The sequence below is a fragment of the Acinetobacter sp. YH12128 genome (assembly GCF_013418655.1).
In the GTDB taxonomy this organism is placed as follows: Bacteria; Pseudomonadota; Gammaproteobacteria; order Pseudomonadales; family Moraxellaceae; genus Acinetobacter; species Acinetobacter amyesii.
Window position 1 is genome coordinate 32,252 of record NZ_VPBO01000016.1, and the last position, 26,590, is coordinate 58,841.

The following is a 26,590-nucleotide window of genomic DNA, read 5'->3' on the forward strand; positions in this document are numbered from 1 at the left end:
GTGGATAAACATTTATAAGAAGCGTGTAAGATCATGACAGAATCGGCTAACGATTTGGGGTGTATGCAGGATGAACCTGCACGCTTTCAATTCCAATTTAAGCATATGCAATCACGAATGGATGTGCAAACGGTCTCAACCTTAATCCGTCCAAGTCTAAAAATCGCCATTGTGACAGATACGTGGGCCCCAGAAATTAATGGTGTTGCACATTCTTTATTGCAGTTGTGTAAAGGCTTGCAGCAACAAGGCAACTCAATTTTTTTAATACGTCCTGAACAGTCCGAAAGTTGTCAGGATTTCAGGCCTGATCAAGAGTGTTTGGTTCGAGCGCAGTCGATTCCTAAATATTCAGGTTTACAATTTGGCTGGCCGCAACTGATCAAACTCAGTAAAGCTTTAAAAAAAGCCCAAGTCGACATTGTGCATATAGTCACTGAAGGGCCTTTGGGTTTTGCTATGCTTCAACTGGCGCGTTCTTTACAGATTCCTGTGTCCAGTGGTTTTCATTCGGCCTTTCATGATTTTAGTCGCTTCTTTGATTTAGCGTTTTTAATGAAGCCCGTACAACATTATTTACGATGGTTTCATAACAATACTCAACTTACCTGTGTACCGAGCCAAGATACTGCAGATGCCTTGCATCGATTAGGTTTTAGTTGTCCATTGGTGGTGGTGGGACGAGGTGTGGACCATAGTCGATTTTCTCCCTCACATTATCGAGCAAAACTGAGACAACAGTGGCAAGCAGATGAACATACCCGCGTGATGCTCTATGTCGGACGGCTATCTCCTGAAAAAGAAGTGGATGTTTTAATTTCTGCCTATCGTTCGATGTTGGCTATGGATGCACGAACGAAATTGGTCATTGTGGGTGATGGCCCAGATCGTGCGCGATTAATGCAACTGGCAAAATCCCTAGATGTTATTTTTATGGGAAGTTTAAGTGGTCAGGCTTTATCGGAAGCCTATGCCAGTGCGGATGTTTTTGTTTTCGCAAGTCAGGTTGAGACCTTTGGTAATGTGGTTTTGGAGGCGATGGCTAGCGGATTGCCTGTGATTGCATATAATGCTGCATGTGCCCAACTGCACGTGAGAAATCAGCAAACGGGATGGTTATGTCATTTATCTCGAACCGATGAATTTATACGTCTTATGCAGCAATTGCCGCAACGCGCTAAATTAAAAACCATGGGCATCGAGGCGGCAAAAGACGCTGCTAAAATTGGATGGCAATATCCCGTACAGCAATTTGAGCAAGCGCTATATCGCGTGGTGGATCAAGCCATGATGAGCCAATGGAGCTAGCGCTATTGGTTATATACTGGTTGAGCATCCTCATAACCAATATTCATTGAACTGTCATCAAAGCATCATTGCACTGTCAAAAAGACAACTTAAGCTGAGTCAAACACAGATCTCAACTTGTAAAAATAACAACACAAATCTAGCTCAACCCCAACATAGTCAGGCTTTGACTGTAGATAGGAGATTAGCGATGAATTTTAAAAATGCAAAAACAAGAATGCTGCATCTCGATTTAAAAGGCTGTATTTATCTCAATCATTTTTCGCATCAACAAGTTGTCGCTGACATATTTAAAATGGTGAGTCGACTTGGTGATGGTGTGTTTTGGTATGTCATGTTGGCGACGGTCTGGATCGTGCAGGGCATGTATTACAGTGTACAAATCGTCTATATATTACTGGGTGGTTTCGTCGGCACCTCGATCTATAAACTCCTCAAAAAGAAAACTGTGCGCCCAAGACCGTACCAAGTGCATCAAGTGATTCGCTTAGGTGAACGCCCTCTAGATCATTTTAGTTTTCCATCGGGGCATACTCTACATGCGGTCATGGCAACAACAGTGCTGGGCTATATTCAACCCATGCTGTTGGTCTTAATGTTGCCTTTTAGCTTATTGGTGGCATTATCTCGCATGATCTTAGGTTTGCATTACCCGAGTGATGTTGCTGTCGGTGCTGCTATAGGTGCTGCAGTGGGTGCGGCGATTATTCTCTGTGCACCTCTTTTGGGTTTGGTTTTATAGTTTGATGTGGACATCACAATTGCAAAATCTGGTAATAAAAAAATTAAAAGGGTTTATCACGTCCAATTGCTGAAATTTGTTAAAGTAAGCCATCATTCTATAGACGATGTTAGGAAGACCCATGGGTTTACGCTGGACAGATACCATTGATATCGCAATTGAGCTGTATGAAGCTCACCCTGATGTTGATCCGCAATGGATTCGCTTTACTGACCTACATGCATGGGTATGTGCATTGCCAAATTTCACTGATGACCCTGAAAAGTCGACTGAAGGTCTGCTTGAGGGAATTCAGATGGCCTGGATTGATGAGGCAAGTTAATCCCTACATCGAAAAAAGCAATTTTTTTGTATAGCAAAAGCAGAAAATAGCGCATTATTCGGTATAATGCGGCAAATTTTTCACGTCAAATTGACTTAAGGAGCCTCTCATGGCTATTGAACGTACTTTATCTATCGTTAAACCAGACGCAGTTGCTAAAAACCACATCGGCGACATCTTTGCTCGTTTCGAAAAAGCGGGTCTTCAAATCGTTGCAACTAAAATGAAACACTTGACTCAAGCTGAAGCTGAAGGCTTCTACGCTGAGCACAAAGAACGTGGTTTCTTTGGTGACCTAGTTGCATTCATGACTTCTGGTCCAGTTGTAGTTTCAGTTCTTGAAGGCGAAAACGCAGTTCTTGCTCACCGTGAAATCCTTGGCGCAACTAACCCTAAAGAAGCTGCTCCTGGTACTATCCGTGCAGACTTCGCTGTAAGCATCGACGAAAACGCTGCTCACGGTTCTGACTCTGTAGCATCTGCTGATCGTGAAGTTAACTACTTCTTCGCTCAAACTGAGATCGCTCCACGTACTCGTTAATTCGAAGTATTCGAACCAGATAAGTGGTATACTGCTTGTCTGGTTTTTTTATTCTCTGAATAATTCTTCGCTCAAATACTGAGCATCTCCTTTGATCTTTAGACATGGTTTAGGTAATTACACATGAGTACTGAAGTAGTCGCTACATCAGCTGTTTCTGATGCACAGCAACAATCTCCATCCGCTCCGACGCAGCAAAACACTGTGGAGAAAGTGAATTTACTGGGCATGTCACGTCCACAAATGGAAAAATTCTTCGAAGATATGGGGGAGAAGAAATTTCGTGCTGGGCAGGTGATGAAATGGATTCATCAGTTCTTCGTGACTGATTTTGCTGAAATGACCAATATTTCTGGTAAATTGCGTGAAAAACTAGAAAAGATTTGTGAAATTAAAGCGCCTGAAGTGGTGCATAAAAATTACTCAAAAGACGGTACTCGTAAATGGGTGTTCCGTGTAGGTGATGGTGCAGGTTCATTGGTTGAAACTGTGCTCATTCCTGCGGAAGATAAAACCGGCGCACGTAAGACCTTGTGTATTTCGTCACAAGTGGGCTGTGCTCTGGACTGTTCATTCTGTTCAACTGGTAAACAAGGCTTCCAACGTGACTTGAGTCAAGCTGAAATTATTGGACAGCTTTGGATGGCGAACTTCTCTTATATGGAAGATGTGCCAGTTGCGGATCGTGAGCGTTCAGTGACCAACGTGGTGATGATGGGCATGGGTGAGCCGTTGTTGAACTATGATGCTGTATTGAATTCAATGCGTATCATGCTGGATGACTTTGCATATGGCATGTCGAAGCGTCGTGTGACTTTATCAACATCAGGTGTGGTACCTAAAATTGACCAATTGGCACAAGACATTGATGTAGCCTTGGCAATTTCACTCCATGCGCCAAATGATGAACTACGTAACGAACTTGTTCCGATCAATAAAAAATATCCGTTGGAACAGTTGATTGCAGCTTGTCAGCGTTATATCGCCAAAGATGGTAATGAAAGTTCACGTAAACACGTGACTATCGAATACGTGATGTTAGATGGTGTAAATGACCATCCTGAACATGCACAGCAAATGTTAAAGCTGTTGAAAAACCTCCCAAGCAAAATTAATTTAATTCCGTTTAACCCGTTTCCGCATGCGCCATACGGTCGTTCAAGCCGTAACCGTATTATTTCTTTCCAAAAAACTTTGTCTGATGCCGGTTTTGTGTGTACGATTCGTCAGACACGTGGTGATGATATCGACGCTGCGTGTGGACAACTCGTGGGGCAAGTTGCTGACCGTACTCGTCGTGCGGAGCAATGGAAAAAGAAAGTTGCGCAGCAAAATGAGATACTGCGCTCACAAGGATAATAAAGAGGCAGCCAATTGAAAAAGTTAACGTATAAGTTCACTTTCGTTTCAGCTTTATGTGCATCGGTTTTGGCATTAACAGCATGTCAAACGCCTGAGATTGGGAAAAAAGACCCAGAGAAAGCCGTAAAAATCAGAACGCAATTGGCTGTTGAACATCTGAAAGCAGGGGATTTGGACTCTGCTAAACGCGCATTAGATCAGGCTTTAGAAGTGGATTCTCGCGATTCCCAAGCCAATATGATGATGGGTGTCTTACTACAACGAGAAGGCAGCCCAGCCAACTTAGAAAAAGCAGATAGTTATTTTAAGCGTGCAATTTCAGCAGACTCAAAAAATTCTCAAGCGCGTAACAACTACGGTACGTATTTATACCAAGTTGAGCGCTATAATGATGCGATTGAACAGTTCAGCATCGCAGGTTCAACTTTAGGTTATGATCAACGTTTCAAAGCATTGGAAAATTTAGGTCGAATTTACCTGAAAGTGGGTGATGTGGCGAATGCTGAAAAATCATTCAAACAAGCTTTGCAGGCTAATCGTGATTCCTATGTTTCAATGTTAGAGTTGTCTGAAATCTTTTATTTGAATCAGCAGTTCCCTGCTGCCACACAAATGTATGAACAATTTGTACGTGCAGTAGGACAAAAAAATCAGGGTGCGCGCGCACTCTGGATTGGCATTCGAACAGCGCGTGCCAATGGCGACAATTTGGGTATGCAAGTACTGGTTAACCAGTTACGTGCTTTGTTCCCAGAAAGTCCTGAATACCAACGCTATTTGCAATTACAGTACAGTACTGAGGCCGTATGGAAGTAAATCCTAATTCACCGCAATCGAATGGTTCGAGCGTAGCTCCAAATGCATTAGGAAATGTACAACGCCCAGGTGAGTATTTACGTCAAGTACGTATTACGCAAAAACTGGAACTTGAAGCTGTCGCATCAGAACTCAATATTCCATTAAAAACACTGACTGCACTTGAGCAAGATGATTATAAGTCATTGCCTGAAGCAACCTTTATTAAAGGTTACTACCGTACTTATGCCAAATATTTAAAAGTTGATGCCACCAATATCATTCAACGTTTTGATGATATTTATGCCAATGATACGGGATTGTTGCCAAATCACGCGTTAAACAATTCACCGATTAAAATTATGGGTAAATTACCCGGTTCTAACCGTGACCGTAATCGTAAATGGATCAAACGGGGTCTGATTGCATTGGCGGTGTTGGTGGTCATTGGTGCGATCGTGGCAGCGATTCAGGGCATGACCTCGGGCAGCGATAATGAAGACGCTGTGACCAGTGATGTCGCTTCAGAAGTTCAAGTCCTCGACATGAATGGCGGGAATGCAGCGGTCAGCGGTGATCAATTGACATTGACCTTTAGTAGCCCGACTTCAGTACATATTGTTGATTCGACGGGTAAGGTGTTGGCGACGGGTCGTCAAGCATCGACGCTCAACTTAAACGGTGAAACACCATTCCAAATTCGTTTGGATGATGCAACAGTAGTGTCATTAAGCTTAAATAATGAAAATATTTCATTGTCACCATATACCGTAAACGGCAAAGCAGATTTCCGTTTATCACGTTAAGGGACAACAGAGCAGACTGAACAATGATTGAAAATCCAATTAAGCGCCGTCCAACGCGTAAAATTAAAGTAGGTTCGGTGTATGTCGGTGGTGATGCGCCGATCAGCATCCAAAGTATGACCAATACTGAAACCTGTGATGTCGAAGCGACCGTGGCACAAATTCAGCGCTGTGTAGACGTCGGTGCGGACATCATGCGTGTTTCTGTACCGAGTATGGAAGCTGCTGAAGCTTTTGGTGAAATTCGTAAACGTGTGCAAGTGCCATTGGTTGCCGATATTCACTTTGATTATAAAATTGCTTTACGTGTTGCAGACCTTGGTGCAGATTGTTTGCGTATTAACCCGGGTAATATTGGCTCAGAAGCTAAAATTCGTGAAGTGGTAGCTGCTGCACAACATAATGACATCTCTATGCGTATTGGTGTCAATGCAGGTTCGCTCGAAAAAGATATTCAAAAGAAATATGGTGAGCCTACAGGTCAGGCCTTGCTTGAATCTGCAATGCGCCATATTGATATTTTAGACCGTTTAAATTTCCATGAATTTAAAGTGTCAGTCAAAGCATCGAATGTATTCCTGACTATGGATGCTTACCGATTACTTTCTGCACAAATTGATAACCCATTACACTTAGGTGTGACTGAAGCAGGTGTCTACCGCACGGGTTCAGTCAAATCTGCTATCGCTTTAGGCGGTTTGTTGATGGAAGGCATTGGTGACACCATGCGTATTTCATTGGCCGCAGAGCCTGAAGAAGAAATCAAAATTGGCTTTGATATTTTAAAATCATTGGGCTTACGTTCAAACGGCATTAACTTTATTGCATGCCCAAGTTGTTCGCGCCAAGAATTTAATGTCATCAAAGTCATGCAAACATTGGAAGAGCGTTTAGAAGATATTCGTACCCCAATGGATGTATCGGTGATTGGTTGTAAAGTAAATGGTCCGGGTGAAGCCAAAGAAGTCGATATTGGTGTAGTAGGTGCAAGTCCGCGTTCACTAGTGTATCGTAATGGCGAAAAGAGCCATTTAATTGACACAAATCAGTTGGTTGACGAAATCGAAGCGATGGTTCGTCAACGTGTTAGCGATCTTGAAGACGCTAAAGCTAAAGAGATTATTCGCACAAGTTTTTCTGAGTAGATCATGAGTTCAATCGTCGCAATCAAAGGTTTTAATGACATTCTCCCTACGCAAAGTCCTGCATGGAGACGTCTAGAACAGCATCTATCTAGCCTGATGGATGCTTATGGTTATCAGCAAATTCGCTTGCCGATTGTGGAGCAGACTCATCTGTTCAAACGTTCTATTGGTGATGCAACGGATATCGTTGAAAAAGAAATGTACACATTCTTAGACAAAGGTAATCCGCCTGAGTCTTTGACTTTGCGTCCAGAAGGAACAGCAGGGTGTGTACGTGCAATGCTTGAACATAACTTACTTCGTGGTGCTACACCGCGTGTATGGTATGTCGGCCCAATGTTCCGCTATGAAAAACCACAAAAAGGTCGCTACCGTCAGTTCCATCAATTTGGCGTAGAAACCTTTGGTGTTGCAACACCAGATCAAGATGCAGAATTGATTTTAATGACTGCGCGTTTGTGGAAACGCATGGGCGTTGCAGATAAAGTTCAATTAGAACTCAATACATTAGGTGAGTCTGATGAACGTGCAGCTTATCGTGCGGCATTGGTTGAATTTTTAGAGTCACATAAAAATGACTTAGATGAAGATTCACAGCGTCGTCTAACTACGAATCCACTGCGTATTTTGGATTCTAAAGATGCAAAAACACAAAGCATTTTGGAAAATGCGCCAAAACTTCACGACTTTATGGGTGAAGAAACGTTGGCTCACTTTGCTCAATTGCAGCAGTATTTGACTGACGCTGGTGTTGGTTTTGTGATCAATCAAAAGTTGGTTCGTGGTCTCGACTACTACAACAAAACAGTCTTTGAATGGACAACCACACACTTAGGTTCTCAAGGAACCGTATGTGCAGGTGGTCGTTATGACGGTTTAGTCGGTCAGCTTAAAGGTAAAGCAGACCAGTCGGTGCCTGCTGTTGGTTTTGCAATGGGTATGGAGCGTTTGCTTCTTCTACTTGAACAAGTGGAAGATAATACCCCTGTGCGTGACTGTGAGCTATTCTTGGTTTCAGATCCTGCAACTCAAGGTAAAGCGTTGGTACTTGCTGAACAAATTCGTGATCAACTTGAAGAGGCGGGTAGCAAAATTCGCTTAAAAGTTGGTTCACAAGGTTCAATGAAATCGCAAATGAAAAAAGCCGACCAATCGGGTGCTTTATTTGCTGTGATTTATGGTGAACGTGAGCAAGCAGCAGGGCAAGTGCTGGTGAAAGAGCTAGCGATTGCAGAACAACACGAAGTGAATGTGGCAGACTTTGTTGACTTCATTATCGAAAAAATTTCTTCAAAATAATCCCTATAACATAAGGAAAAAGGTAATTTCATGAGCGCATTGAGTGAAGAAGAACAACTTGATAATTTAAAATCGTTTGCTAAAAAATATGGCTCTGCCATTGTTAGCGGCATTTTAATTGCGTTGATTGCCTTTTTCGGATGGGAATACTGGCAGAAGAAAACTTTGGCTGAATCGCAAATGCAAACAGCCAAAGTACAGCAGTTAATGGATGATGCTCAGTCGGCGACTGGCGATGCGTTTACACAACTTTCTGCGACTGCAGATAAAATTGTAAAAGAAGCGCCAGATTCGCCACAAGCCATCCAAACTCAGTTGCTTATGGCAAAATTGGCGTATGATAAAGCGGATTATGCCAATGCTGAGAAAGCTTTGAAAAAAGTTGAAAATTCAAAAGTTGATGATGCAGGCTTAATTCAATTGGTGAAATTACGTTTGGCGTATGCACAATTGGCACAAAAGAAATTTGATGAAGCATTAAAAACCTTAGAAGCAGTTAAAGAACCTGCTTTTCAAGCGACTGCAGATGAAGCCCGTGGCGACGTCTATGTTGCGAAAAATGATATCGAAAATGCAAAGAAAGTTTATCAAAGTGCATGGGATGCTTTGGTTGAGCGACAAGAAGAACGTCAAATTTTACAAATTAAACTCGAAAGTGTAGGCGTTTTAGTTGATGATCCTGAAATTGAACGTCCGATTATAGATACACAAGTGGAAGCAACTGAATGAATAGAAAATACAAAATTACCTGTGCGCTGACAGTTTTAACACTTGCTTTGGCTGGTTGTGCAAATAAAGGAAAAATAGAAAAAGTAAAACCAAATCCTTTACCAAAATTGGAACAGGCAAAAACTTTAGCACCTGTATTTTCAAACAGTGTGGCTTCAACTGAAGAAGCAGATCCGCTGCGTTTACGTATGGATGCAGATAATGGCGTTGTTTTTAGCGTAAATCCTAATGGTGAAGTTCAAGCCTACAAAGGCAAAGAGCGTTTATGGCAGAAGAAAATCTCTAAACAAGGTTTGACTGCAGGTGTAGAAGCAGCTGACGGAATTGTGGTTGTTGGTAATGCAAAAGGTCAATTATTTGCATTAGATCAGGCAACAGGTGAGCAAAAGTGGACGGCGCAATTAACCGGCTCGTTACTTTCACCGTCGTTGATTCAAGCAGGTCGCGTTATTTCAGTTACCAATGATGGTACGGTATACGCAAACGATGTGGCAACGGGCCAACAAACTTGGACCTATAACTTGCCAAATGTACAGTTTAGTTTACGTGGTATGGCAGCACCGGTATCACTCGATGCGCGTCATGTTCTCATCGCTTCTTCAAATGCCTATATCTATGTGATTGATGCATTGAGCGGTATTCCGAAAATGCAGCGTCGTGTTGCAGTGTCAGACGGTCGTTCAGATGTACAACGTCTCATTGATATTGACGGTGAACCAACTGTAGCAGGTCAATTTTTAATTACTACCAGTTACCAAGGCCAAGTGACAGCACTTGATCTTGCATCACAACAAGTGATCTGGAGCAATGATGCGAGCAGCATTCAGCGTCCTGAAGTTGCGGGCAATGGTGTCTTTGTGACACAAACTGATGGTAAAATTGTGGCTTATGAAATTACCACTGGTCAAACATTGTGGGAAAATGACCAATTGCTTAATCGTAATTTGAGTAACCCAGTGATGTTAGGTCAAGACCTTGTGGTTGGTGATCTGGATGGTGTACTTCACTTAATCAACCCAGCGACAGGCGAGTTGGTTGGTCGTTCTAAAACCAGTGGTGAAGTACGTTCACTACGTGTAATTGACAACCAATTATATGTGTCGACACGTAAGGGTGCATTAAGCATTTGGCAGAACCGTTAATTTTTCTGCGGCTTATGTTAAAATAAGCCAAACCGTATTTTTGAACGCGGGGGATTGAATCATCAATGCCCCGTGTTTTTATTTATTTTAGGCATTTATCCTATTTCCATTCTTCCTATGCTTTCTGATGTTCAGACCAGACCAAACTGGCTGATCTGGAATAAAGGTTAATCTATGAAACCCGTAATTGCGCTCATTGGTCGTCCGAACGTCGGAAAATCAACGTTGTTTAACCAGATAACCAAGAGCCGTGATGCTCTCGTTGCTGACTTTGCCGGTCTGACTCGTGACCGTAAATATGGTGACGCGACTTATCAAAATAAATCTTTCATTGTCGTTGATACTGGGGGTATTGGCGAAACTGAAGGTGGTATCGATTCGTACATGGCAGAACAGTCAAAAACTGCCATTAATGAAGCAGATATTATTGTCTTCGTTGTTGATGCTCGCGCAGGCTTATTGGCATCTGATGAACAAATTGCTCGTGACTTACGTACGCTAGGTAAAAAAGTTTACCTTGTTGCCAATAAAGTTGATGGTGTTCATGCCGAAGCAGCTTTAGTTGAATTCTTCAAATTGGGTATGGGTGAACCACTTCAAGTGGCTGCCAGCCATGGTCGTGGTGTTCAGCAAATGCTTGAAGAAGTGTTAGCTGAAGTGCCTGAAGATGAAAGTGAAGAACAACACGATAAAGACACAGGCTTACGTTTAGCGATTATTGGTCGTCCAAACGTGGGTAAATCGACTCTAGTGAACCGTTTGTTGGGTGAAGACCGTGTGGTTGCATTTGACCAACCGGGTACTACACGTGACTCAATTTATATTCCATTTGAACGTGATGGCCGTAAATACACATTAATCGATACTGCGGGTGTACGTCGTAAAGGTAAAGTGGACGAAATGATCGAGAAGTTCTCGATTGTGAAAACTTTACAAGCGATGAAAGATGCGCATGTTGTGGTTATTGTTGTCGATGCACGTGAAGGGATCGTTGAGCAAGACTTGCATTTGATCGGTTACGCGCTTGAAGCAGGCCGTGCGATGGTGATTGCCATCAACAAATGGGACAACATGTCTGACTACGACCGTAAACAATGTAAATTAGATGTTGAACGTCGTTTTGACTTTATTCCATGGGCAAAAATTCACTTAATTTCTGCACTTCACGGTACAGGTGTTGGTGATCTTTATCCATCGATCCACCGTGCTTATGATTCTTCGCATTTGAAAGTATCACCTGCGAAAATCACTCAAATCTTGAATGATGCAACTGATGCGCACCAACCACCAATGGTTCAAGGTCGTCGTATCAAAATGCGTTATGCGCATATGGGCGGACAAAATCCACCGACGATTGTGATTCATGGTAACAAAGTTGATAAAACGCCAAATGACTATCGTCGTTACCTAGAAAACGTGTTCCGTAAAGTTTATAAACTTGAAGGTACGCCAGTCAAAATTGAATTTAAAACCTCTGATAACCCATTTGAAGGTCGTAAATCCCAAATCGATGAGCGTACGGCTGCACGTAAACGCCGTTATGTTCAGAAGTTCAAAAAAGCGGAAAAGAAATTCAAACGCTAAGTTTAGATGAACAAAAAAAGCCTGCAGATATGCAGGCTTTTTTATTTCACTTTATTTATCTAAAAAGATGTAGAAATTAGTTTTTACACTTTTTAGCTTGGCGGTAAATATCAATATTATCCAGGTTAGCTTGAGCAATTTCCATGGCTTGCTGTGCGCTGCTGCTATCCTGTTGTGTATTTTTATTGCCAGAAAAAGCCGTAGCAAATTGTCCCATACGCGCCGCTGTTTCAGATTGACCTGAAAATGCGGATAGCGCGTTACCAGCAAGCCCCGCCCATTTTGAAACTTGATTATTTTGCTGTGCAGACGCTTGGCTTAATGCCAGTTGCGATGCTTCCAATGTACGTTCGAAAGACTTACGTTCAACGCTCAGATCAGTGCAATCTAAGGTTTTTAAATAACTGGTGCTATAAACACTATTGTTGGTTTGACTAGCTTGATTGAAATTTGAGGCATAGCCACGGTCTGCTTGAGCTACAGCATTGGCAGCTTCTTGACGGCTTTGATTCATACGTGCTTCAGCTTGGTCCATGATCGCGCCATTTTTGGCACCCATCACTGCAACGGCCGCATCCAATAAACCTGCTTGAGCGAAACATGGTAGGACACAAAGTGAACTGATTAAGGTGATTTTTCTTAGCATCTGGTTTACCCCGAGTTTTAAATTAAAGTTATAAGAATCTAGAGTATTTTATCTAATTGAAGATGTATTTGAAATATTTATTATACTTAAGTGTTTGAATATATTTATAATATTAAGTATTTCTTAAGTGGTTAGAAATATTTTTAAACTGAGTTTTAAAATCTCGACGAGTCAAAGGACCGATGCGCTCATCTGTAATGTGGTGTATTTTGTGTCGGAGTGTCGCATAAAATATAGCGTCATGGACGTAGTGTAAAAGATATTGGATCAACAACTTATGGCGAAAATTCAGCTTGAATATAGTGCAATTACTGACTTCTTTGTGGAGCCGCATGGCTTGAGTCGTCAAGAGGTAATTGCCGTGCGTAAACAAGCCATTTACCAATATCGCAATCAATTACTTGCGCAGCGGCTAAATAGGTCAGTTGAAAATTCAGATTTTTCAAAGTCTGCATTTGGTAAGCCTTTTCTTCCTGATTTTCCACACTTTCATTTTAATCATAGTCATAGCCAGCAGCATTATGTTTTGGCCAGCAGTGAAAAAATCGCCAATATTGGTGTGGATATTGAAGATTTAAATCGAAAAGTTCGTTTTGATGCGATGGCTCAACACAGCTTTCATCCCGAAGAATTGCTCAATTGGGACAGTTGTGAGCATAATCCTGATTATTGGTTTAAAGTTTGGACCACCAAAGAGGCGGTACTTAAAGCGTCAGGTTTAGGGATTCGAGTGAACCTGAATGAACTGAATACACAGTGTCATCCTGAGCAGAATGGTGGGATGTGTAGCCATCCCGCAATTGGCACTTTTGCTTATCAGAATATTCAACTACCGCATGTGATGTTGACGGTGGCATGGCAAAGTGAACAATCTTGCCGAGGCTTTCATTTGCCTAATATTGAGTTGAATGTCTTATAAATCGGTATGACATATAAATCACCATGAAAAAAGCCCTGTTCTGGCTGAACAGGGCTTTTTTTAAATCAATCTAAACTGGCTTTAGATTAGATTTTGCATTTTTTAGAACCTTGGTAGATACCAATGTTGTCGATGTTTGCTTGAGCAGCAGATTTGTTCGCTTGTTGAAGTTCAAGGTTGCCTGCATCAGAAGTATCTTGCTCACCAGCCAAGCTGTTTGCAATGTTGCCTGCACGAGCAGCTTTTTCAGAGTTACCACCGAAAGCAGCAAGAGCGCCACCCGCTAAACCAGCAAATTTGCTCAATGATTTGCCTGGCGCTTGAGCAGATGCTTGGATGTTTGCAATGTTTTTGTCAGCAGCTTCTAAAGAGCGCTTAGCATTCGCTTTTTCAACAGCAAGAGTTGCACAATCCATCGCTTTTAATTCTGAAGATGCGAATTGAGTTGTAGCAAAAGCAGAAATTGAAATAGAAGTAACAGTTGCAAGAACAAGTAATTTTTTCATGAAATAATTCACTTTTATTGTTAGAAAATAAACGCCCGAAAGTAATGGGCGGGTGAATATTATTCAAAAAAAGGAATTTTGTCCTGTTAAAATGTGACAATTGTGTAACTTTGTGTAATTTGCGTACAAATATGATTGCAAAATTAAATGATTAGTAACACGTTGCTATTTGGGTTTTTGTGCAATCCAAATATTACTTAAGCGATTGACAAATTGCGGGCTAAACTTCGATAAATTAAATAAAAATTTAGCTTTCATCCCCACAGGTGTATGTGTGGCCATTAAGACCGTATCCTTTTTTTGTACCAAGGTATAAATTTGCTGAGCGACATCGCTCGGTTGAAGATTGACGCCCATTTTCTTAATGCTTTGGGCATCCATGTCTTGCACCATCGCGGTTTGAACAAATAAAGGCATCACATCTAAAACGCGAATATTGTATTTTTGCCATTCAATATCTAAGCTTTCAGTGAGCCCACGTACAGCAAATTTAGATGTGGCATAGCTGGCTAAATCTGCTTGTCCATAAATAGCTGAAGCCGAAGAGAGGTTAATCACACGAGCAAAATTGCTTTGTTGTAAATAGGGGAATGCCGCATAGCAACCGTTTATCACCCCTTTGACATTGATATCAATCGTTCGGTGGTGTGCAGACAGTTCCGTATGTTCAAAGCTGCCTGAATGCAGAATTCCGGCATTATTGACTAAGATATTCAGCTGACCTGCCCATGCAACAAATTCAGCTAAAGCGCTTTGCCATTGCTCTGGTTGTGTTACATCTAAATGTCCAGCTTTGGCATGGCTACCGAGTTCGGCAGCTAAGGAGGTAACTTGAGATTGGTTAATGTCGTAGAGCCCAACTTTATATCCTTGTTGTATGAACAGTCGCGCAATTGCTGCGCCAATCCCTTGTCCTGCACCGCTAATAAAAATACTTTGCATGTTATGCTTCCCTGAATTGAGTTGCTCATTCCTTGAGTGAATTTTGAGCATATCAAATTCTGTAATCGAAACAATGTACTGATGAGTAAATAGCTGGAGTTCACATGGAACAATTATTAGCAGTGATGAAAGAATTACGTGAAAAATGTCCATGGGATCAAAAGCAAACCCCAGAAAGTCTGACTCGTTATGCCATCGAAGAAGCCTATGAAGTTGAAGCGGCAGTTCGTTCAGGTCAGAGTGATGATGTACGAGATGAACTGGGGGATTTATTACTACAAGTGGTTTTTCAGTCGCAGATGTATAGCGAACAAGGCGCATTTGATTTTCAAGATGTGGTGCAAGCCATTACAGATAAATTAATTCGCCGTCATCCCCATGTGTTTCAGGCAGAGCAATTCTCAGCACTCAATGCGGATGATGTGGCAACACTATGGAAACAGATTAAACAACAAGAAAAAGCAGGGAAATCAGTATCTAGATTAGATGAAGTTAAACATGCTCCTGCATTAAGCCAAGCAGATGAAATCCAAAAAAATGTGGCGAAAATTGGCTTTGATTTTCCAGATATTGAAGGGGCTTATGGCAAGCTTGAGGAAGAGCTAGGGGAGTTAAAAGAGGCCTTAGCAGGCAAAAAATCCGACGAAATATTTGATGAATTTGGTGATTGCTTATTTTCACTGGTGAATGTTGGACGTAAGATTGGCATCTCAAGTGAGATGGCACTGTTAAGTACCATTCATAAATTTAGAAGCCGTTTTGCTTATATTGAAGCACAGGCCACATTACAACAAAAACATGTAGAAGACTTGTCCCTGACTGAAATGGATCAGTTGTGGGAACAGGCAAAACAACAATTAAAACAACAGGCTAAATATGTACCGCATCCTAAAGAATAAATACTTTACGCAACTACTTGTCTTGGTTTTGGGTTTAATGGCAGATTTGACTTATGCTCAAAGCCCTTCGGGCTACGCGGAATGGAAAGCCATGCAGCAAGCTCAAGATCAGCAATTAAAAAAGCAATCTGAGGCCTCGAAGTCCAAAGCGACAACTGCACCGAGCAATGCCAACTATTATTTGTCACGCCCCAGCACCCAACAAAATAGTCGAACAGATCAGGTACGCTTAAATACAGCCTCAGTCGATGAACTGCAAACATTACATGGAATTGGTCAGAAAAAAGCAGAAGCCATTGTGCAATATCGTAAAAGTAATGGCTTATTTAAAAGCATTGATGATATTCAACAGGTTAAGGGAATCGGTCCTGCACTGTTTGCTAAAAATAAAGCAAAATTGGCACTTTAAGTGAAGTGTAAAAAAAAGAATTAGGTTAAGCTCAGCTTGAGCATTGAGATAATCAAATTGCCCTTTGATTGTGTTAGAGATATCATTAGCGACATCTTAAGAATTTTACGTTCAGACGTAGGAGACAGCGTCTTTTGCAAACTTTGCGCGCGTCCAAATGTGGTTTATCAACCACACAATTACCTTCTTCCATTTTAGATGTGATTGATGCCTTAACTAAGGCAGGCTATGAAGCTTATATCGTGGGTGGCGGTGTCCGTGACCTAATGTTGGGTCATGCACCTAAAGATTTTGATGCCGTAACTAATGCGACACCAGCTCAGGTGAAAGAAGTCTTCGGGCGACGTTGCCGAATTATTGGTCGTCGTTTTGAGCTGGCGCATGTCTACTCAGGACGTGAACTGATCGAAGTTGCGACCTTCCGTGCGCCGCCTAAAAAAGCCGTGACTTCTGCTGCGGGCATGATTTTACGTGATAATAATTGGGGTACGATTGAGCAAGACTTTGCACGTCGTGACTTCTCGATCAATGCAATGTATTACCAACCACGCAAAGGTGAAGTGCTAGATTTTTGCCATGCAGTAGATGACATTAAGCATAAAACGTTGCGTTTATTGGGTGATCCACAATTACGTTTTGAAGAAGATCCTGTGCGGATGCTTCGGACTTTACGTTTTGCAGCCAAATTAAACTTTAATATTGATCAAAAAATTCTGGATGTCTTTACTCCAGAACTTACTCAATTGCTGCGTGATGTGTCTCCACATCGTTTATACGACGAGTCACAAAAACTCTTTACTATGGGGCATCTCAATCGCGTCTTACCGATGCTGATCGATTTTGGTATTTGGTATCAATTATTTGCAGATATCAAACCAGTCGTAACCCCATTTATTGAGTTGGCTGCAAAAAATACCGATCAACGTATTTCGATTGGGAAAACCATTAACCCTGCATTTTTCTATGCCGTGTTATTGTGGATTCCGTTCCAAGAACGTTGTACGTTCTATCTGAATAAAGGTGTGGTTCCTGCTGAAGCACGTGCTCAAGCAGGCTTAGATGTATTGAAACGTCAGGCTACACGAACCATTATTCCACGCTTTGCCGAAACATTTATTCGTGAAGTTTGGGAAATGCAAACCCGTTTGCTGAATCCAAAACCACAGCAAATTGAAGCACTTTCAGGTCATGCACGTTTCCGTGCAGGCTTTGACTTTCTGCTGCTGCGTGAAAAATCGGGCGATATAAGCACGCAAGGTATGGGCCAGTGGTGGGATGCTTATCAGCAGATGAGCACTGACGAAAAAGAACTGGCAATTAGCCAATACAATCGTCAACGTGCCAAGAGTCGTCGTAAAGCGGCGCATGAAGATGTGGAAGCCAAAACTTCTGCACATCAGCAAGTTGAAATTGAACCGCTGGTGAATGAACCAGAAAGCAGAAGTCGCCGTCAACGTAAGCCTAAATCACATGCCAACAGTCCAGCGACAGTGTCAATCGTGGCAGCGTCAGCCAGTGGTGAAATTGGTGCAGATCATCCGATTTTAAAACGTAAACGTGTGAAACGAGATTTGACTCAGGTTATTTTTGGGCCAACACAATGACGCTGACATATATTGGTTTAGGCAGTAATTTAGGTGATTCTCTACAGATCCTCAGTGAAGCGGTGCATAAACTTGCGACACTCGGTACAGTGAAAGTCTCACAACTGTACCAAAGTCCGCCAATGGGTCCACAAGATCAGCCGAATTATTTAAATGCAGCGGTTGCATTAGAAACGGATCTAGCACCTTTGGCTTTGTTAGATGAATTGCAACGCTTTGAACAAGAGTCGGGGCGTGTACGCCTACGTCATTGGGGGGAGCGTACACTGGATTTAGATTTACTGATTTATGGTGAACAGCACATTCAAAATGAACGTTTGACGGTGCCTCATGTTGGTGTTTTAGAACGTGATTTTGTGTTGAAACCTTTGTTGGATTTAGATGAGAATCTACAGATTAAAGGACAACCATTAAAAGATTTACCTATTTTGAATAATCCAAATTTAACTGTATTGGATGCAGGAAACTGGGCCCATCTTTAATTTTTGTATGACCACTTGAGAAAGCCGTCATCTGAGGAATATTGAAATGATTAGTCTAAGTGACTTGAAAAAATTTAAAGCGGAAGGCCGCAAATTCTCCTGCCTGACTTGCTATGATGCGAGCATGGCAAAAGCAATGGAAGTTGCTGAAGTCGATAGTATTCTGATTGGTGATTCATTGGGGATGACCATTCAAGGGAATGACTCGACTTTACCTGTCACTGTTGAAGATATGGTATATCACACTGCAGCAGTGCGTCGTGGCAATAAACATGCGTTTATTTTGACTGATTTGCCCTTTATGACCTATGCCACTTTGAATGACGCTTTAGTAAATTCAAAGACTGTGATGCAAGCAGGCGCACAGATGGTCAAATTGGAAGGTGGTGCATGGTTGTCAGAAACAGTTGAAGTATTGACCCGTAATGGTATTCCAGTGTGTGTGCATTTAGGGTTAACTCCGCAATCGGTTCATGTGTTTGGCGGTTATAAAGTGCAAGCACGTACACGCGAAACTGCGGATCAACTCATTGCAGACTGTAAAGCTGTGGTTGATGCAGGTGCAGCAATTTTACTTTTGGAATGTGTTCCTGCCCAAGTGGGTAAAGAAATTAGTGAATTATTCCCAAATACACCTGTGATTGGGATCGGTGCCGGTGCAGAAACGGATGCTCAAGTCTTGGTTCAACAAGATATGTTGGGACTGACGTTTAGTCACGTGGCGAAATTTGTTCGCAACTTTATGAAAGAGCAAGCAGGGGAAACAGCAATTGTGGATGCGTTTAAGGCGTATCATACTGCCGTACTTGATGGTAGTTTCCCTGCCAAAGAACATACATTCCAAATTGAGCTGTAAGACATGAAAACTGAAACAACGATTCAAGGTTTAAGTGCATCGCTAAATCCAGCACGTGCTGCGCGCAAAATCATTGGTTTTGTACCAACGATGGGGAACTTGCATGAAGGTCACCTTAATTTAGTTCGTGAAGCACGTAAACTGTGTGATGTCGTGGTGGTGAGTATTTTCGTTAACCCAATTCAGTTTGGTCCAAATGAAGACTTTGACAACTATCCACGTACTTTGGAACAAGATCAGCACTTATTGGCTGAAGTGGGTTGTGACATCGTGTTTGCGCCGACTGTTGAACAAATGTATGGCAACAAACCGCGCTTAACCAATATTAGCGTGGGCGGCATTACCAATGATTTGTGTGGCGAACAGCGTCCGGGTCATTTTGACGGTGTTGCTGTTGTTGTGACAAAACTCTTTAATATTGTTCAACCGAATTTTGCATTCTTTGGGCAAAAAGATTACCAGCAACTTGCAGTGATTCGTCAGTTTGTACGTGACTTAAATATTCCACTAGAAGTGATTGGTGTGCCGATTACTCGTGCCGAAGATGGTTTAGCATTGAGCTCACGTAATGGTTATTTAAGTGCGGAAAATCGTGCGATTGCACCAACGATTTACCAAAGCTTGAAAACGGCTGAGGCAGAATTACATGCTGGAACTCAACTGGCAGATGTGTTAGCGAATATTAAAGCAACATTGACAGCAGCGGGTTTTGTTGTGGACTATGTTGAAGCACGTACACCTGAATTACAGAAAATTGAAGAATTTGATCAAGACGTGGTGTTGTTTATTGCGGCTAAATTAGGCGCAACACGTCTTATTGATAATATGCAGGTTAAATATACTGCAGTTTAAAACGGCTATGGGGTAGCAAGCGATGAAGCGCATTTTAATTGTTACAGGACAATCTGGATCTGGAAAGTCATCTGCATTACAGATACTTGAGGATTTAGGCTATTACTGTATCGATAATTTGCCATTGGCCTTACTCCCCGAAATTGTTGAAAAACTTGATTCAGAAAATAATCTTGAACAATTGGCACTGGGTGTGGATGTCCGCAGTACACGTGCAGATTTACAAGAGTTCGATTTGGTTTTTCAACAGCTACAACGCCATGGCTCAGTCGATATTATTTATTTGACCACGCGTGATCAGGAATTGATTGCGCGATTCAGTTCATCTCGACGTCCCCATCCGTTGGCAAGTCGTTTCAAAAGTTTAAATGAGTGCATACAGGAAGAAAAATCTTTACTGTTGCCGATTCAATTACGCTCGACAGTACATATTGATACTACAGATAAGAGTGTACATGATTTAAAACATACCTTGCTGTCTAAACTTGGACAGGCAGATAATTTAATTTTGATCTTACAGTCTTTTGGCTATAAGCATGGTATTCCACTCGATGCAGATTATGTTTTTGACGTCCGTCATTTGCCCAATCCGCACTGGGATATGGAATTACGTAAGTATTCAGGATTAGATGAGCCAGTTCGTCAATTTTTACAGCAAAGTGAACAAACCAATGAAATGTTCCAAGATATTTATAATTTCTTGGATAAATGGCTGCCGGCATTTGCCGAAGGGCATCGTCATTACATGACGGTGTCGATCGGTTGTACAGGTGGGCAACACCGTTCGGTATATATCGTAGATAGACTAAAAAAAGCACTTGAGGCAAAATGGTCTATTCAGGTTCTACATAGAGAAATGAAGCACTGGTCATGATCGACACAACTGTTGACGTAATTAATAAACTGGGTTTACATGCGCGTGCATCTGGCAAGCTAATCGAAGTCACGACCAAATTTCGCTCGTCGATTCAAATTGGTAAGGGTGGAAAATTAGTAGATGCCAAAAATATTATGTCTTTGCTGATGCTTGGCGCAGGCAAGGGCACAACTTTACGCTTAGTGATTGAAGGTGCAGATGAAGAAAAAGCTTTATCTGAAATTCAAGCACTGTTTGCAGCAAAATTTTACGAGGCAGATTAAACGTGGCACGTCGACCGAACCGCTATACCGAAGAAGACTTTGAATCCTTAGAAGGACGTGCAAGTAAAACTGAGCAAAAGAAAGCTGTACAACGTATGGCTGCTTTGGGCGAGGAACTTGCAAAACTGAATCCTAAACAGATTAAAAATCTTCCTGTTGAAGAGCGTCTGATCGAAGCACTACTAGATGCACAAACAATTACTTCACATGAAGCACGACGCCGTCAGTTTCAACGTGTAGGTAAATTGCTGCGTAATGAAGATGAAACCATGATTTTATCTTACTTAACCCCGCAGCAAGGTGCGAAAAAAACAGCGCAGCTTCAACGCTGGACTGAACGTATGATTGCCCAAGGTGATCCCGTCATTAAAGAGTTCATGAAAGCACATAATGCTGCTGAACATCATCCTATTCGTCAGCATATTTTGCGTATTCAACGTGATATAGCAAAAAATGTAAGCGAAGAAGAACTGACTGCGTCAAAGTTGAAATTGTTTAACTACATTCAACAAGTGGCTTTATTATCTGATAACTAATGCATGATTAGATAGCCAAGTACTTAGATAGCTCAATGATCAGAGAATTCAACATGATCTGATCATTGAAGCAAAACGTGAAGTTATAGACTTCACATCAAAAAAGCGACCTGATTAGGTCGCTTTTTTTGCTTAAATGATTGAAAAAATCATGCTTGGCTTTTGAGTTTTAACATTAACCAAATTCACCAACAGCGCGCTCTTTAGCCCATTCACGGAGAACGAACTTCTGAAGTTTACCTGTCGAGGTTTTTGGAATTTCGGTAATCACTACATCTTTAGGTACTTTGAAACGTGCAAGGTGCTGCTTACAGAATTCGATCAGTTCTTCAGGCGTTGCTTCTTTACCTGCTTTTAATTCAATAAAGGCACAAGGCACTTCTTGCCAACGAGGGTCAGGTTTTGCAACCACTGCAGCTGTCAGTACAGCAGGGTGTTGATATAGAATTTCTTCTACTTCGAGCGATGAAATGTTTTCACCCCCTGAAATGATCACATCTTTAGAGCGGTCAGTAATTTTGGCATAACCGTCAGGTTGGCAGACTGCTAAGTCGCCGGTATGGAACCAGCCACCGGCAAAGGCTTCAGCCGTTGCTTCTGGGTTTTTCAAATAACCTTTCATTACGATGTTGCCACGGAACATGATTTCACCCATGGTCTGGCCATCATGCGGAACAGGTAACATGGTCTCAGGATCAATGACTTTCATGCCATCTTGAAGCGGGTATGGCACACCTTGGCGAGAATGCAACTGTGCTTGTTCTTGAATGGAAAGATCAGACCAACCAGCTTGCGATGCGCAAAGTGCCGATGGACCATATGTTTCAGTCAAACCATAAACATGTGTGACATTGATACCAATATTACGCATCCCTTCAATAATCGCTGCAGGTGGCGCTGCACCAGCAACCATCACTTCAACGCGATGGTCAAATTGTGCTTTTTTCTCTTCAGGCGTATTGATCATCATTGAAAGTACGATTGGCGCACCGCAGAAATAATCTACTTTGTGTTCTGCAATCAATTTGAAAATCAGTTCAGGGTCGATTTTACGTAGACAAATATTGGTTCCACCATTGGCTGCCATTGTCCAAGCAAAGCACCAGCCATTACAGTGGAATAGAGGAAGCGTCCACAGATACGTTGCACGTGGCGTCATGCCGCAAGCAATGATGTTACTCGCTGCATTGATATATGCGCCGCGGTGATGATACACCACGCCTTTTGGATTCCCTGTGGTACCCGAGGTATAGCTTAAACTAATCGCATCCCATTCATCTTGAGGTAAGTGCCACTCAAAGTTGGCATCGCCTTGCGCCAACCAGTCTTCAAATTCAATTTGTCCAATCGGTTGTGCTGTGCCTTCAAATTCAGCATCTGCAACATCAATGACATAAATGTCTTGATCGATCAAAGCTAAAGCTTCGGTGGCAACCTGAGTGAATTCAGGGTCAACCAACAGGACTTTGGTTTCAGCATGTTCCAGCATGAAGGCAATAGTTTTTGCATCAAGGCGTGTATTTAGCGTATTCAATACTGCACCCGCCATCGGTACGGCAAAGTGTGCTTCAACCATAGCCGGAACATTCGGTAATAACACAGACACGGTGTCGTTTTTGCCAATGCCTAATTGTTGCAACTGATGTGCAAATTGACGACAGCGGTTATACGTTTGGCGCCATGAAATATGACGATTGCCGTGGATAATGGCATCCTGATCAGGATAAATATAGGCTGCACGCTCTAAATAACGTAGAGGCGAAAGTGCCACAAAATTTGCCGGGGTCCGTGGCAATTCATCGTATGCGCTAACCATCGTGGTACTCCAAGTCCATGTCTATTTGTTTTAAATCTGACTTAACAATAATTCAGTCCGCAGCTTCTCTGCATTTATGCTTTAGTCGAGTATTTACACTAAATTTTTAAGTGATTGAAATTTAACATAATAAAAACAATAAGGTGACGAAAATGAACCCTGTGGTTCTCAAAATTGATTTTTTAGCATAAATAATTTAGTTGAAAAATATACAGGGTTTGTTGGTTTTTTATACTAATTTGGCAGATATTTCCGTGTGTGATCCTCTTTGTTGATTCGGTTTGAATGATGCTTAACGAATAATCTAGAGCGTCCTTAAAAGTCTGTCAGGGCTTTCAAACGAATGGTTTTATCTCTTTGATTTATGGATTATTTGCTGTTTTATAACAATAAACTTAAATTTGAGTAGATGCTGAACTTCGTATAATCTAAGTAAAAAATCAAGATGGCTTGTGCATCAACATTGCAAAAGCGGAAATCAAAAATAAAACAATACGGCTGAATACAATAAAAAGTATGGCGATAAGGATGAATATGACAATTCAACACGACATTGCATGGGAAAATTGGTCAGGTGCTCAGAAGTCGATCCCGAAGTCATTTATACAACCGAAAAATCTTGAGCAGTTAATGGAGGTGGTTCAATCCCAACCTAAGATTCGTATGGTTGGCGCAGGGCACTCTTTTAGCCCTTTGGCAAAAACCACAGATACCTTAGTAAGTTTAGATCATCTCAAAGGTATTCTAGATATCGATGCTGAACGCTGCCAAAGTACCGTCCAAGCTGGCACACGATTATTTGATTTGGGCGAGAAGCTCGCGTCTTTTGATCAGGCACTGATCAATCAAGGAGATATTGATCGTCAAAGTTTGGCTGGAGCTATCGCAACAGGGACACATGGCACAGGACTCGAATTGCCGTGTTTATCGGCACTGGTTAAGGGGTTTGAGTTATTAACCGCGCAGGGCGAATTAATACAATGCAGTGCTGAACAGAATAGCGAAATTTTCCAAGCAGGGCGTGTTTCACTCGGGAGTTTAGGCGTGCTGACGCATGTACAGCTGCAAAATCGACCGATGTATAAACTCAAAGAACAAACGCGATTATGTCCGCTGAAAGACGTCATGCAAAATATGCAGCAATGGCAATATGAACATCGACATATTGAGTTCTGGGCATTTAGTCATGCCGATCAGGTTATTTTAAAAACCTTAGATGAGACGGAAGATAACCTTCAACCGCGGAAAGAACAGTGCTTAGATGACGACGTATTACTCAAATTTTGTGCAGAATTGACGCGATTCTTTCCACCACTGAATCCATGGCTACAAAAATTATTAGGTGTTTTTGTCAAACCTTCGATCAACGTAGACTGGTCAAGTCGAATTTTTCCTTCTACTCGAAGTACCAAATTTAATGAGATGGAATACCAGATTCCGCTGCAACACGGGATGAATTGTTTAGAAGAAATTTTGCATACCCTTCGACGACATAAGGTTCCGATGTTTTTTCCGCTAGAATATCGACTTGTACGTGGGGATGATATTTGGCTCAGTCCGTTTTATCAGCAAGATTCGGCCTCAATTTCGGTGCATCAGTTCTATAAGCAAGATTATCAAGTCATCTTTAAGCTCGTGGAGCCGATTTTTTTAAAATATGGCGGGCGTCCGCATTGGGGGAAATTGCATAGCCTAAATGCGCGGCAGCTTCAAAATGTGTACCCCAAGTGGCAAGATTTTTTGAATATTCGACAAGAATTAGATCCTCAGCAAAAGTGGCTCAGTCCCGAGCTACAGCAGTTACTGATTGATTAAGCATCGTGGAAAGTTAAACGTTGAAGACCAATTGAACGATATGAAAAAGGGGATGGCATGGATGCATATTTTCAAAAGTTGAATACGCTGCTAAAGCAAAACGGCACTGGGATGCCGCAGTTAATCGTGGATGTTGACGCATTAAATCACAACTTGGTGATCACTCAGCAGCAGATACCACACAGTCTGCATCCGCGCTTGGTGGTGAAATCATTGGCCTGCATGGCATTGCTTCAACACTGTGCTACACAGCTTCAGACACAGCGTTTCATGCTATTTCATTTTGCACATCTGAAAACACTTTTTGAGTCGATGCCGCAAACCGATGTGTTGTTTGGAAAACCGATGCCGATTCAGGCTTTGAACCATGCAGACAAGGCGTTTTTGCAGGCAACGCAATCGCAAGTGCAATGGCTGATTGATAGTGAACAGCGTTTAGCCCAATACCTCAAATTTGCTGAGCAGCATCAACTGTGTCTACGCATTAATATTGAAATCGATGTGGGTTTACACCGCGGTGGTCTGAAAACGATCGATGAGCTAAAGGCTATTTTGGATGTAATCGTTCAACATCCTCAACATTTAAAATTTTCAGGATTGATGGGCTATGACGCACATGTGGCGAAGATTCCACGACTGATTCAATCTGCTGAACAGACTTATCAACAATCCCAGAAAAGTTATCAACAATTCAAAGCTTATGTACAACAGCACTATCCAACTTTATGTGATGAACACACCTGTTGGAATGGTGGTGGTAGTCCTAGTTTTAGTTTTCATTGTCAGCAGAGTGTCTGTAACGAAGTCTCGTTTGGCTCGATGTTATTAAAACCTGCAGATTTTGAACTGAAAAATTTACACGCTTTCCAAAGTGCCTTGTGGCTCGCCACACCCGTGTTAAAAGTGTTGCCAAGGACAGAATTACCACAGTTAGAATGGCTCAGTCGTTGGGCAAAATCTCAGGCTGTGTTTATTTATGGAGGCTATTGGCGAGGGGACTATGTTTATCCTCAAGGCAGTCAGCCCCATGCATTATATGGTCGAAGTAGTAATCAGGAACTTGTGCAAATTCCGCAGACAAGTAGCATAGACATAGATGATTATATTTTTTTACGCCCTGCGCAAAGTGAAATGATCATCCCTCAATTTGCACAGCTTTGGTTGTATCAATCAGATCAATTGATCGCCTTAGAGACATTCAGAGAATAAAAAAGCGTCATTACGTTCTTTGGTTCAATTGTTTCGCAATTTTTTTTTACGTGCGTAACATCAGTTATGAATGAGAACGTGATTATTATGTTGACAGCATAAAGCGCATTTCGGCTGAAATCTGCTTGAATTATCAGGAGTCTTGTAAAAGGCGGTAGAAAAATCAACTTCCATGGGATTAGAG

The 26,590-nt window shown here is 41.9% G+C and carries 28 protein-coding genes; 24 read left to right on the plus strand and 4 right to left on the minus strand.

The features are described from left to right. Nucleotides 1–30 precede the first annotated feature (30 nt). The 12 genes from FTU64_RS09760 to der all read left to right on the plus strand — a co-directional run bounded on the left by FTU64_RS09760 (nucleotide 31) and on the right by der (nucleotide 11,775). Nucleotides 31–1,308 carry a glycosyltransferase family 4 protein gene (locus FTU64_RS09760; RefSeq protein WP_373886576.1) on the plus strand — a complete coding sequence of 426 codons (1,278 nt, stop codon included), beginning with the start codon at nucleotides 31–33 and terminating at the stop codon, nucleotides 1,306–1,308. 190 nt (nucleotides 1,309–1,498) lie between these two features. Further along, nucleotides 1,499–2,050 (plus strand): phosphatase PAP2 family protein, encoded by a 552-nt coding sequence (locus FTU64_RS09765; RefSeq protein WP_168378457.1) that lies wholly within the window; start codon nucleotides 1,499–1,501, stop codon nucleotides 2,048–2,050. A gap of 121 nt (nucleotides 2,051–2,171) precedes the next feature. Next, a complete protein-coding gene (gene iscX / locus FTU64_RS09770; protein ID WP_078189615.1) occupies nucleotides 2,172–2,372 on the plus strand; it encodes a Fe-S cluster assembly protein IscX in 201 nt (66 codons plus the stop codon). A 109-nt stretch (nucleotides 2,373–2,481) separates the two neighbouring features. Next, nucleotides 2,482–2,913, plus strand: a complete 432-nt coding sequence (gene ndk / locus FTU64_RS09775) for a nucleoside-diphosphate kinase (protein WP_078189614.1) — start codon at nucleotides 2,482–2,484, stop codon at nucleotides 2,911–2,913. Between the two features lie 123 nt (nucleotides 2,914–3,036). Then, nucleotides 3,037–4,272: a 23S rRNA (adenine(2503)-C(2))-methyltransferase RlmN gene (gene rlmN / locus FTU64_RS09780; protein ID WP_180024403.1), complete on the plus strand. Its 1,236-nt coding sequence runs from the start codon at nucleotides 3,037–3,039 to the stop codon at nucleotides 4,270–4,272. Nucleotides 4,273–4,287: 15 nt separating this feature from the next. Further along, nucleotides 4,288–5,091, plus strand: coding sequence for a type IV pilus biogenesis/stability protein PilW (gene pilW, locus FTU64_RS09785; RefSeq protein ID WP_078189612.1), 804 nt, complete (start codon nucleotides 4,288–4,290; stop codon nucleotides 5,089–5,091). Continuing rightward, the gene (locus tag FTU64_RS09790) at nucleotides 5,082–5,876 is read left to right on the plus strand and encodes a RodZ domain-containing protein (protein ID WP_111884744.1); all 795 of its coding nucleotides are present in this window, start codon (nucleotides 5,082–5,084) and stop codon (nucleotides 5,874–5,876) included. Before pilW ends, FTU64_RS09790 begins: the two co-directional genes overlap by 10 nt. A 23-nt stretch (nucleotides 5,877–5,899) precedes the next feature. Next, entirely contained in the window at nucleotides 5,900–7,021 is a 1,122-nt protein-coding gene (ispG, locus tag FTU64_RS09795; RefSeq protein ID WP_180059687.1) for a flavodoxin-dependent (E)-4-hydroxy-3-methylbut-2-enyl-diphosphate synthase, read from the plus strand. A 3-nt stretch (nucleotides 7,022–7,024) separates the two neighbouring features. After that, entirely contained in the window at nucleotides 7,025–8,320 is a 1,296-nt protein-coding gene (gene hisS, locus FTU64_RS09800; protein ID WP_180059688.1) for a histidine--tRNA ligase, read from the plus strand. A gap of 30 nt (nucleotides 8,321–8,350) precedes the next feature. Next, nucleotides 8,351–9,049: a tetratricopeptide repeat protein gene (locus FTU64_RS09805; RefSeq protein ID WP_078192660.1), complete on the plus strand. Its 699-nt coding sequence runs from the start codon at nucleotides 8,351–8,353 to the stop codon at nucleotides 9,047–9,049. Continuing rightward, nucleotides 9,046–10,191 (plus strand): outer membrane protein assembly factor BamB, encoded by a 1,146-nt coding sequence (gene bamB, locus FTU64_RS09810; protein WP_180059689.1) that lies wholly within the window; start codon nucleotides 9,046–9,048, stop codon nucleotides 10,189–10,191. The genes FTU64_RS09805 and bamB overlap by 4 nt, the downstream gene beginning before the upstream one ends. 174 nt (nucleotides 10,192–10,365) lie before the next feature. Then, nucleotides 10,366–11,775 carry a ribosome biogenesis GTPase Der gene (gene der, locus FTU64_RS09815; RefSeq protein WP_078189606.1) on the plus strand — a complete coding sequence of 470 codons (1,410 nt, stop codon included), beginning with the start codon at nucleotides 10,366–10,368 and terminating at the stop codon, nucleotides 11,773–11,775. Nucleotides 11,776–11,851: 76 nt separating this feature from the next. On the opposite strand, the gene FTU64_RS09820 is transcribed toward der, so the two are convergent. Further along, entirely contained in the window at nucleotides 11,852–12,421 is a 570-nt protein-coding gene (locus FTU64_RS09820) for a hypothetical protein (RefSeq protein ID WP_180055936.1), read from the minus strand. A gap of 277 nt (nucleotides 12,422–12,698) precedes the next feature. Between FTU64_RS09820 and FTU64_RS09825 the strand changes: the two genes are divergently transcribed. Then, nucleotides 12,699–13,340, plus strand: a complete 642-nt coding sequence (locus FTU64_RS09825; protein WP_180055937.1) for a 4'-phosphopantetheinyl transferase superfamily protein — start codon at nucleotides 12,699–12,701, stop codon at nucleotides 13,338–13,340. Nucleotides 13,341–13,426: 86 nt separating this feature from the next. Here FTU64_RS09825 and FTU64_RS09830 read toward each other — a convergent pair whose 3' ends face one another. Further along, on the minus strand, nucleotides 13,427–13,846 hold the full coding sequence (locus tag FTU64_RS09830) for a hypothetical protein (protein ID WP_078192655.1): 420 nt from the start codon (nucleotides 13,844–13,846) through the stop codon (nucleotides 13,427–13,429). A gap of 165 nt (nucleotides 13,847–14,011) precedes the next feature. Next, nucleotides 14,012–14,788, minus strand: a complete 777-nt coding sequence (locus tag FTU64_RS09835; protein WP_180059690.1) for an SDR family oxidoreductase — start codon at nucleotides 14,786–14,788, stop codon at nucleotides 14,012–14,014. A gap of 104 nt (nucleotides 14,789–14,892) precedes the next feature. Here FTU64_RS09835 and mazG point away from each other — a divergent pair, with 104 nt between their 5' ends. The 9 genes from mazG (at nucleotide 14,893) to yjgA (ending at nucleotide 21,566) form a co-directional block, all read left to right on the plus strand. After that, a complete protein-coding gene (gene mazG, locus FTU64_RS09840) occupies nucleotides 14,893–15,687 on the plus strand; it encodes a nucleoside triphosphate pyrophosphohydrolase (RefSeq protein ID WP_180059691.1) in 795 nt (264 codons plus the stop codon). After that, nucleotides 15,665–16,096 (plus strand): ComEA family DNA-binding protein, encoded by a 432-nt coding sequence (locus tag FTU64_RS09845; RefSeq protein ID WP_180059692.1) that lies wholly within the window; start codon nucleotides 15,665–15,667, stop codon nucleotides 16,094–16,096. Before mazG ends, FTU64_RS09845 begins: the two co-directional genes overlap by 23 nt. Before the next feature lie 134 nt (nucleotides 16,097–16,230). After that, entirely contained in the window at nucleotides 16,231–17,700 is a 1,470-nt protein-coding gene (pcnB, locus tag FTU64_RS09850; RefSeq protein ID WP_180059693.1) for a polynucleotide adenylyltransferase PcnB, read from the plus strand. Next, nucleotides 17,697–18,182, plus strand: coding sequence for a 2-amino-4-hydroxy-6-hydroxymethyldihydropteridine diphosphokinase (gene folK / locus FTU64_RS09855; RefSeq protein ID WP_180005386.1), 486 nt, complete (start codon nucleotides 17,697–17,699; stop codon nucleotides 18,180–18,182). The genes pcnB and folK overlap by 4 nt, the downstream gene beginning before the upstream one ends. A 46-nt stretch (nucleotides 18,183–18,228) precedes the next feature. Then, the gene (gene panB, locus FTU64_RS09860) at nucleotides 18,229–19,038 is read left to right on the plus strand and encodes a 3-methyl-2-oxobutanoate hydroxymethyltransferase (RefSeq protein ID WP_180020987.1); all 810 of its coding nucleotides are present in this window, start codon (nucleotides 18,229–18,231) and stop codon (nucleotides 19,036–19,038) included. Nucleotides 19,039–19,041: 3 nt separating this feature from the next. Further along, a complete protein-coding gene (panC, locus tag FTU64_RS09865) occupies nucleotides 19,042–19,890 on the plus strand; it encodes a pantoate--beta-alanine ligase (protein WP_078192648.1) in 849 nt (282 codons plus the stop codon). Between the two features lie 22 nt (nucleotides 19,891–19,912). Continuing rightward, entirely contained in the window at nucleotides 19,913–20,764 is an 852-nt protein-coding gene (gene rapZ, locus FTU64_RS09870; protein WP_078189595.1) for an RNase adapter RapZ, read from the plus strand. Next, entirely contained in the window at nucleotides 20,761–21,030 is a 270-nt protein-coding gene (locus tag FTU64_RS09875; RefSeq protein ID WP_067763492.1) for an HPr family phosphocarrier protein, read from the plus strand. The genes rapZ and FTU64_RS09875 overlap by 4 nt, the downstream gene beginning before the upstream one ends. A 2-nt stretch (nucleotides 21,031–21,032) precedes the next feature. Next, complete coding sequence (gene yjgA / locus FTU64_RS09880) at nucleotides 21,033–21,566, plus strand: ribosome biogenesis factor YjgA (RefSeq protein WP_078189593.1); 534 nt, start codon at nucleotides 21,033–21,035, stop codon at nucleotides 21,564–21,566. A 175-nt stretch (nucleotides 21,567–21,741) separates the two neighbouring features. Here yjgA and FTU64_RS09885 read toward each other — a convergent pair whose 3' ends face one another. Then, complete coding sequence (locus FTU64_RS09885; protein ID WP_180050163.1) at nucleotides 21,742–23,382, minus strand: acyl-CoA synthetase; 1,641 nt, start codon at nucleotides 23,380–23,382, stop codon at nucleotides 21,742–21,744. A 534-nt stretch (nucleotides 23,383–23,916) separates the two neighbouring features. On the opposite strand from FTU64_RS09885, the gene FTU64_RS09890 reads away from it, so the two are divergent. Together FTU64_RS09890 and FTU64_RS09895 are read left to right on the plus strand one after the other, a co-directional pair. Beyond that, nucleotides 23,917–25,197, plus strand: a complete 1,281-nt coding sequence (locus FTU64_RS09890) for a D-arabinono-1,4-lactone oxidase (RefSeq protein ID WP_180050166.1) — start codon at nucleotides 23,917–23,919, stop codon at nucleotides 25,195–25,197. A 57-nt stretch (nucleotides 25,198–25,254) separates the two neighbouring features. After that, nucleotides 25,255–26,406 carry an alanine racemase gene (locus FTU64_RS09895; protein ID WP_180050170.1) on the plus strand — a complete coding sequence of 384 codons (1,152 nt, stop codon included), beginning with the start codon at nucleotides 25,255–25,257 and terminating at the stop codon, nucleotides 26,404–26,406. Nucleotides 26,407–26,590: the final 184 nt, after the last annotated feature.

Coding starts and splice junctions, on each gene's coding strand:
- FTU64_RS09820 (WP_180055936.1), bottom strand. CDS start 12,421: ATGCTAAGAAAAATCACCTTAATCAGTTCACTTTGTGTCCTACCATGT.
- rlmN (WP_180024403.1), top strand. CDS start 3,037: ATGAGTACTGAAGTAGTCGCTACATCAGCTGTTTCTGATGCACAGCAA.
- hisS (WP_180059688.1), top strand. CDS start 7,025: ATGAGTTCAATCGTCGCAATCAAAGGTTTTAATGACATTCTCCCTACG.
- rapZ (WP_078189595.1), top strand. CDS start 19,913: ATGAAGCGCATTTTAATTGTTACAGGACAATCTGGATCTGGAAAGTCA.
- FTU64_RS09765 (WP_168378457.1), top strand. CDS start 1,499: ATGAATTTTAAAAATGCAAAAACAAGAATGCTGCATCTCGATTTAAAA.
- FTU64_RS09825 (WP_180055937.1), top strand. CDS start 12,699: ATGGCGAAAATTCAGCTTGAATATAGTGCAATTACTGACTTCTTTGTG.
- FTU64_RS09895 (WP_180050170.1), top strand. CDS start 25,255: ATGGATGCATATTTTCAAAAGTTGAATACGCTGCTAAAGCAAAACGGC.
- FTU64_RS09835 (WP_180059690.1), bottom strand. CDS start 14,788: ATGCAAAGTATTTTTATTAGCGGTGCAGGACAAGGGATTGGCGCAGCA.
- iscX (WP_078189615.1), top strand. CDS start 2,172: ATGGGTTTACGCTGGACAGATACCATTGATATCGCAATTGAGCTGTAT.
- panB (WP_180020987.1), top strand. CDS start 18,229: ATGATTAGTCTAAGTGACTTGAAAAAATTTAAAGCGGAAGGCCGCAAA.
- FTU64_RS09805 (WP_078192660.1), top strand. CDS start 8,351: ATGAGCGCATTGAGTGAAGAAGAACAACTTGATAATTTAAAATCGTTT.
- ispG (WP_180059687.1), top strand. CDS start 5,900: ATGATTGAAAATCCAATTAAGCGCCGTCCAACGCGTAAAATTAAAGTA.
- der (WP_078189606.1), top strand. CDS start 10,366: ATGAAACCCGTAATTGCGCTCATTGGTCGTCCGAACGTCGGAAAATCA.
- mazG (WP_180059691.1), top strand. CDS start 14,893: ATGGAACAATTATTAGCAGTGATGAAAGAATTACGTGAAAAATGTCCA.
- FTU64_RS09790 (WP_111884744.1), top strand. CDS start 5,082: ATGGAAGTAAATCCTAATTCACCGCAATCGAATGGTTCGAGCGTAGCT.
- FTU64_RS09845 (WP_180059692.1), top strand. CDS start 15,665: ATGTACCGCATCCTAAAGAATAAATACTTTACGCAACTACTTGTCTTG.
- panC (WP_078192648.1), top strand. CDS start 19,042: ATGAAAACTGAAACAACGATTCAAGGTTTAAGTGCATCGCTAAATCCA.
- folK (WP_180005386.1), top strand. CDS start 17,697: ATGACGCTGACATATATTGGTTTAGGCAGTAATTTAGGTGATTCTCTA.
- bamB (WP_180059689.1), top strand. CDS start 9,046: ATGAATAGAAAATACAAAATTACCTGTGCGCTGACAGTTTTAACACTT.
- FTU64_RS09890 (WP_180050166.1), top strand. CDS start 23,917: ATGACAATTCAACACGACATTGCATGGGAAAATTGGTCAGGTGCTCAG.
- FTU64_RS09875 (WP_067763492.1), top strand. CDS start 20,761: ATGATCGACACAACTGTTGACGTAATTAATAAACTGGGTTTACATGCG.
- ndk (WP_078189614.1), top strand. CDS start 2,482: ATGGCTATTGAACGTACTTTATCTATCGTTAAACCAGACGCAGTTGCT.
- FTU64_RS09830 (WP_078192655.1), bottom strand. CDS start 13,846: ATGAAAAAATTACTTGTTCTTGCAACTGTTACTTCTATTTCAATTTCT.
- FTU64_RS09885 (WP_180050163.1), bottom strand. CDS start 23,382: ATGGTTAGCGCATACGATGAATTGCCACGGACCCCGGCAAATTTTGTG.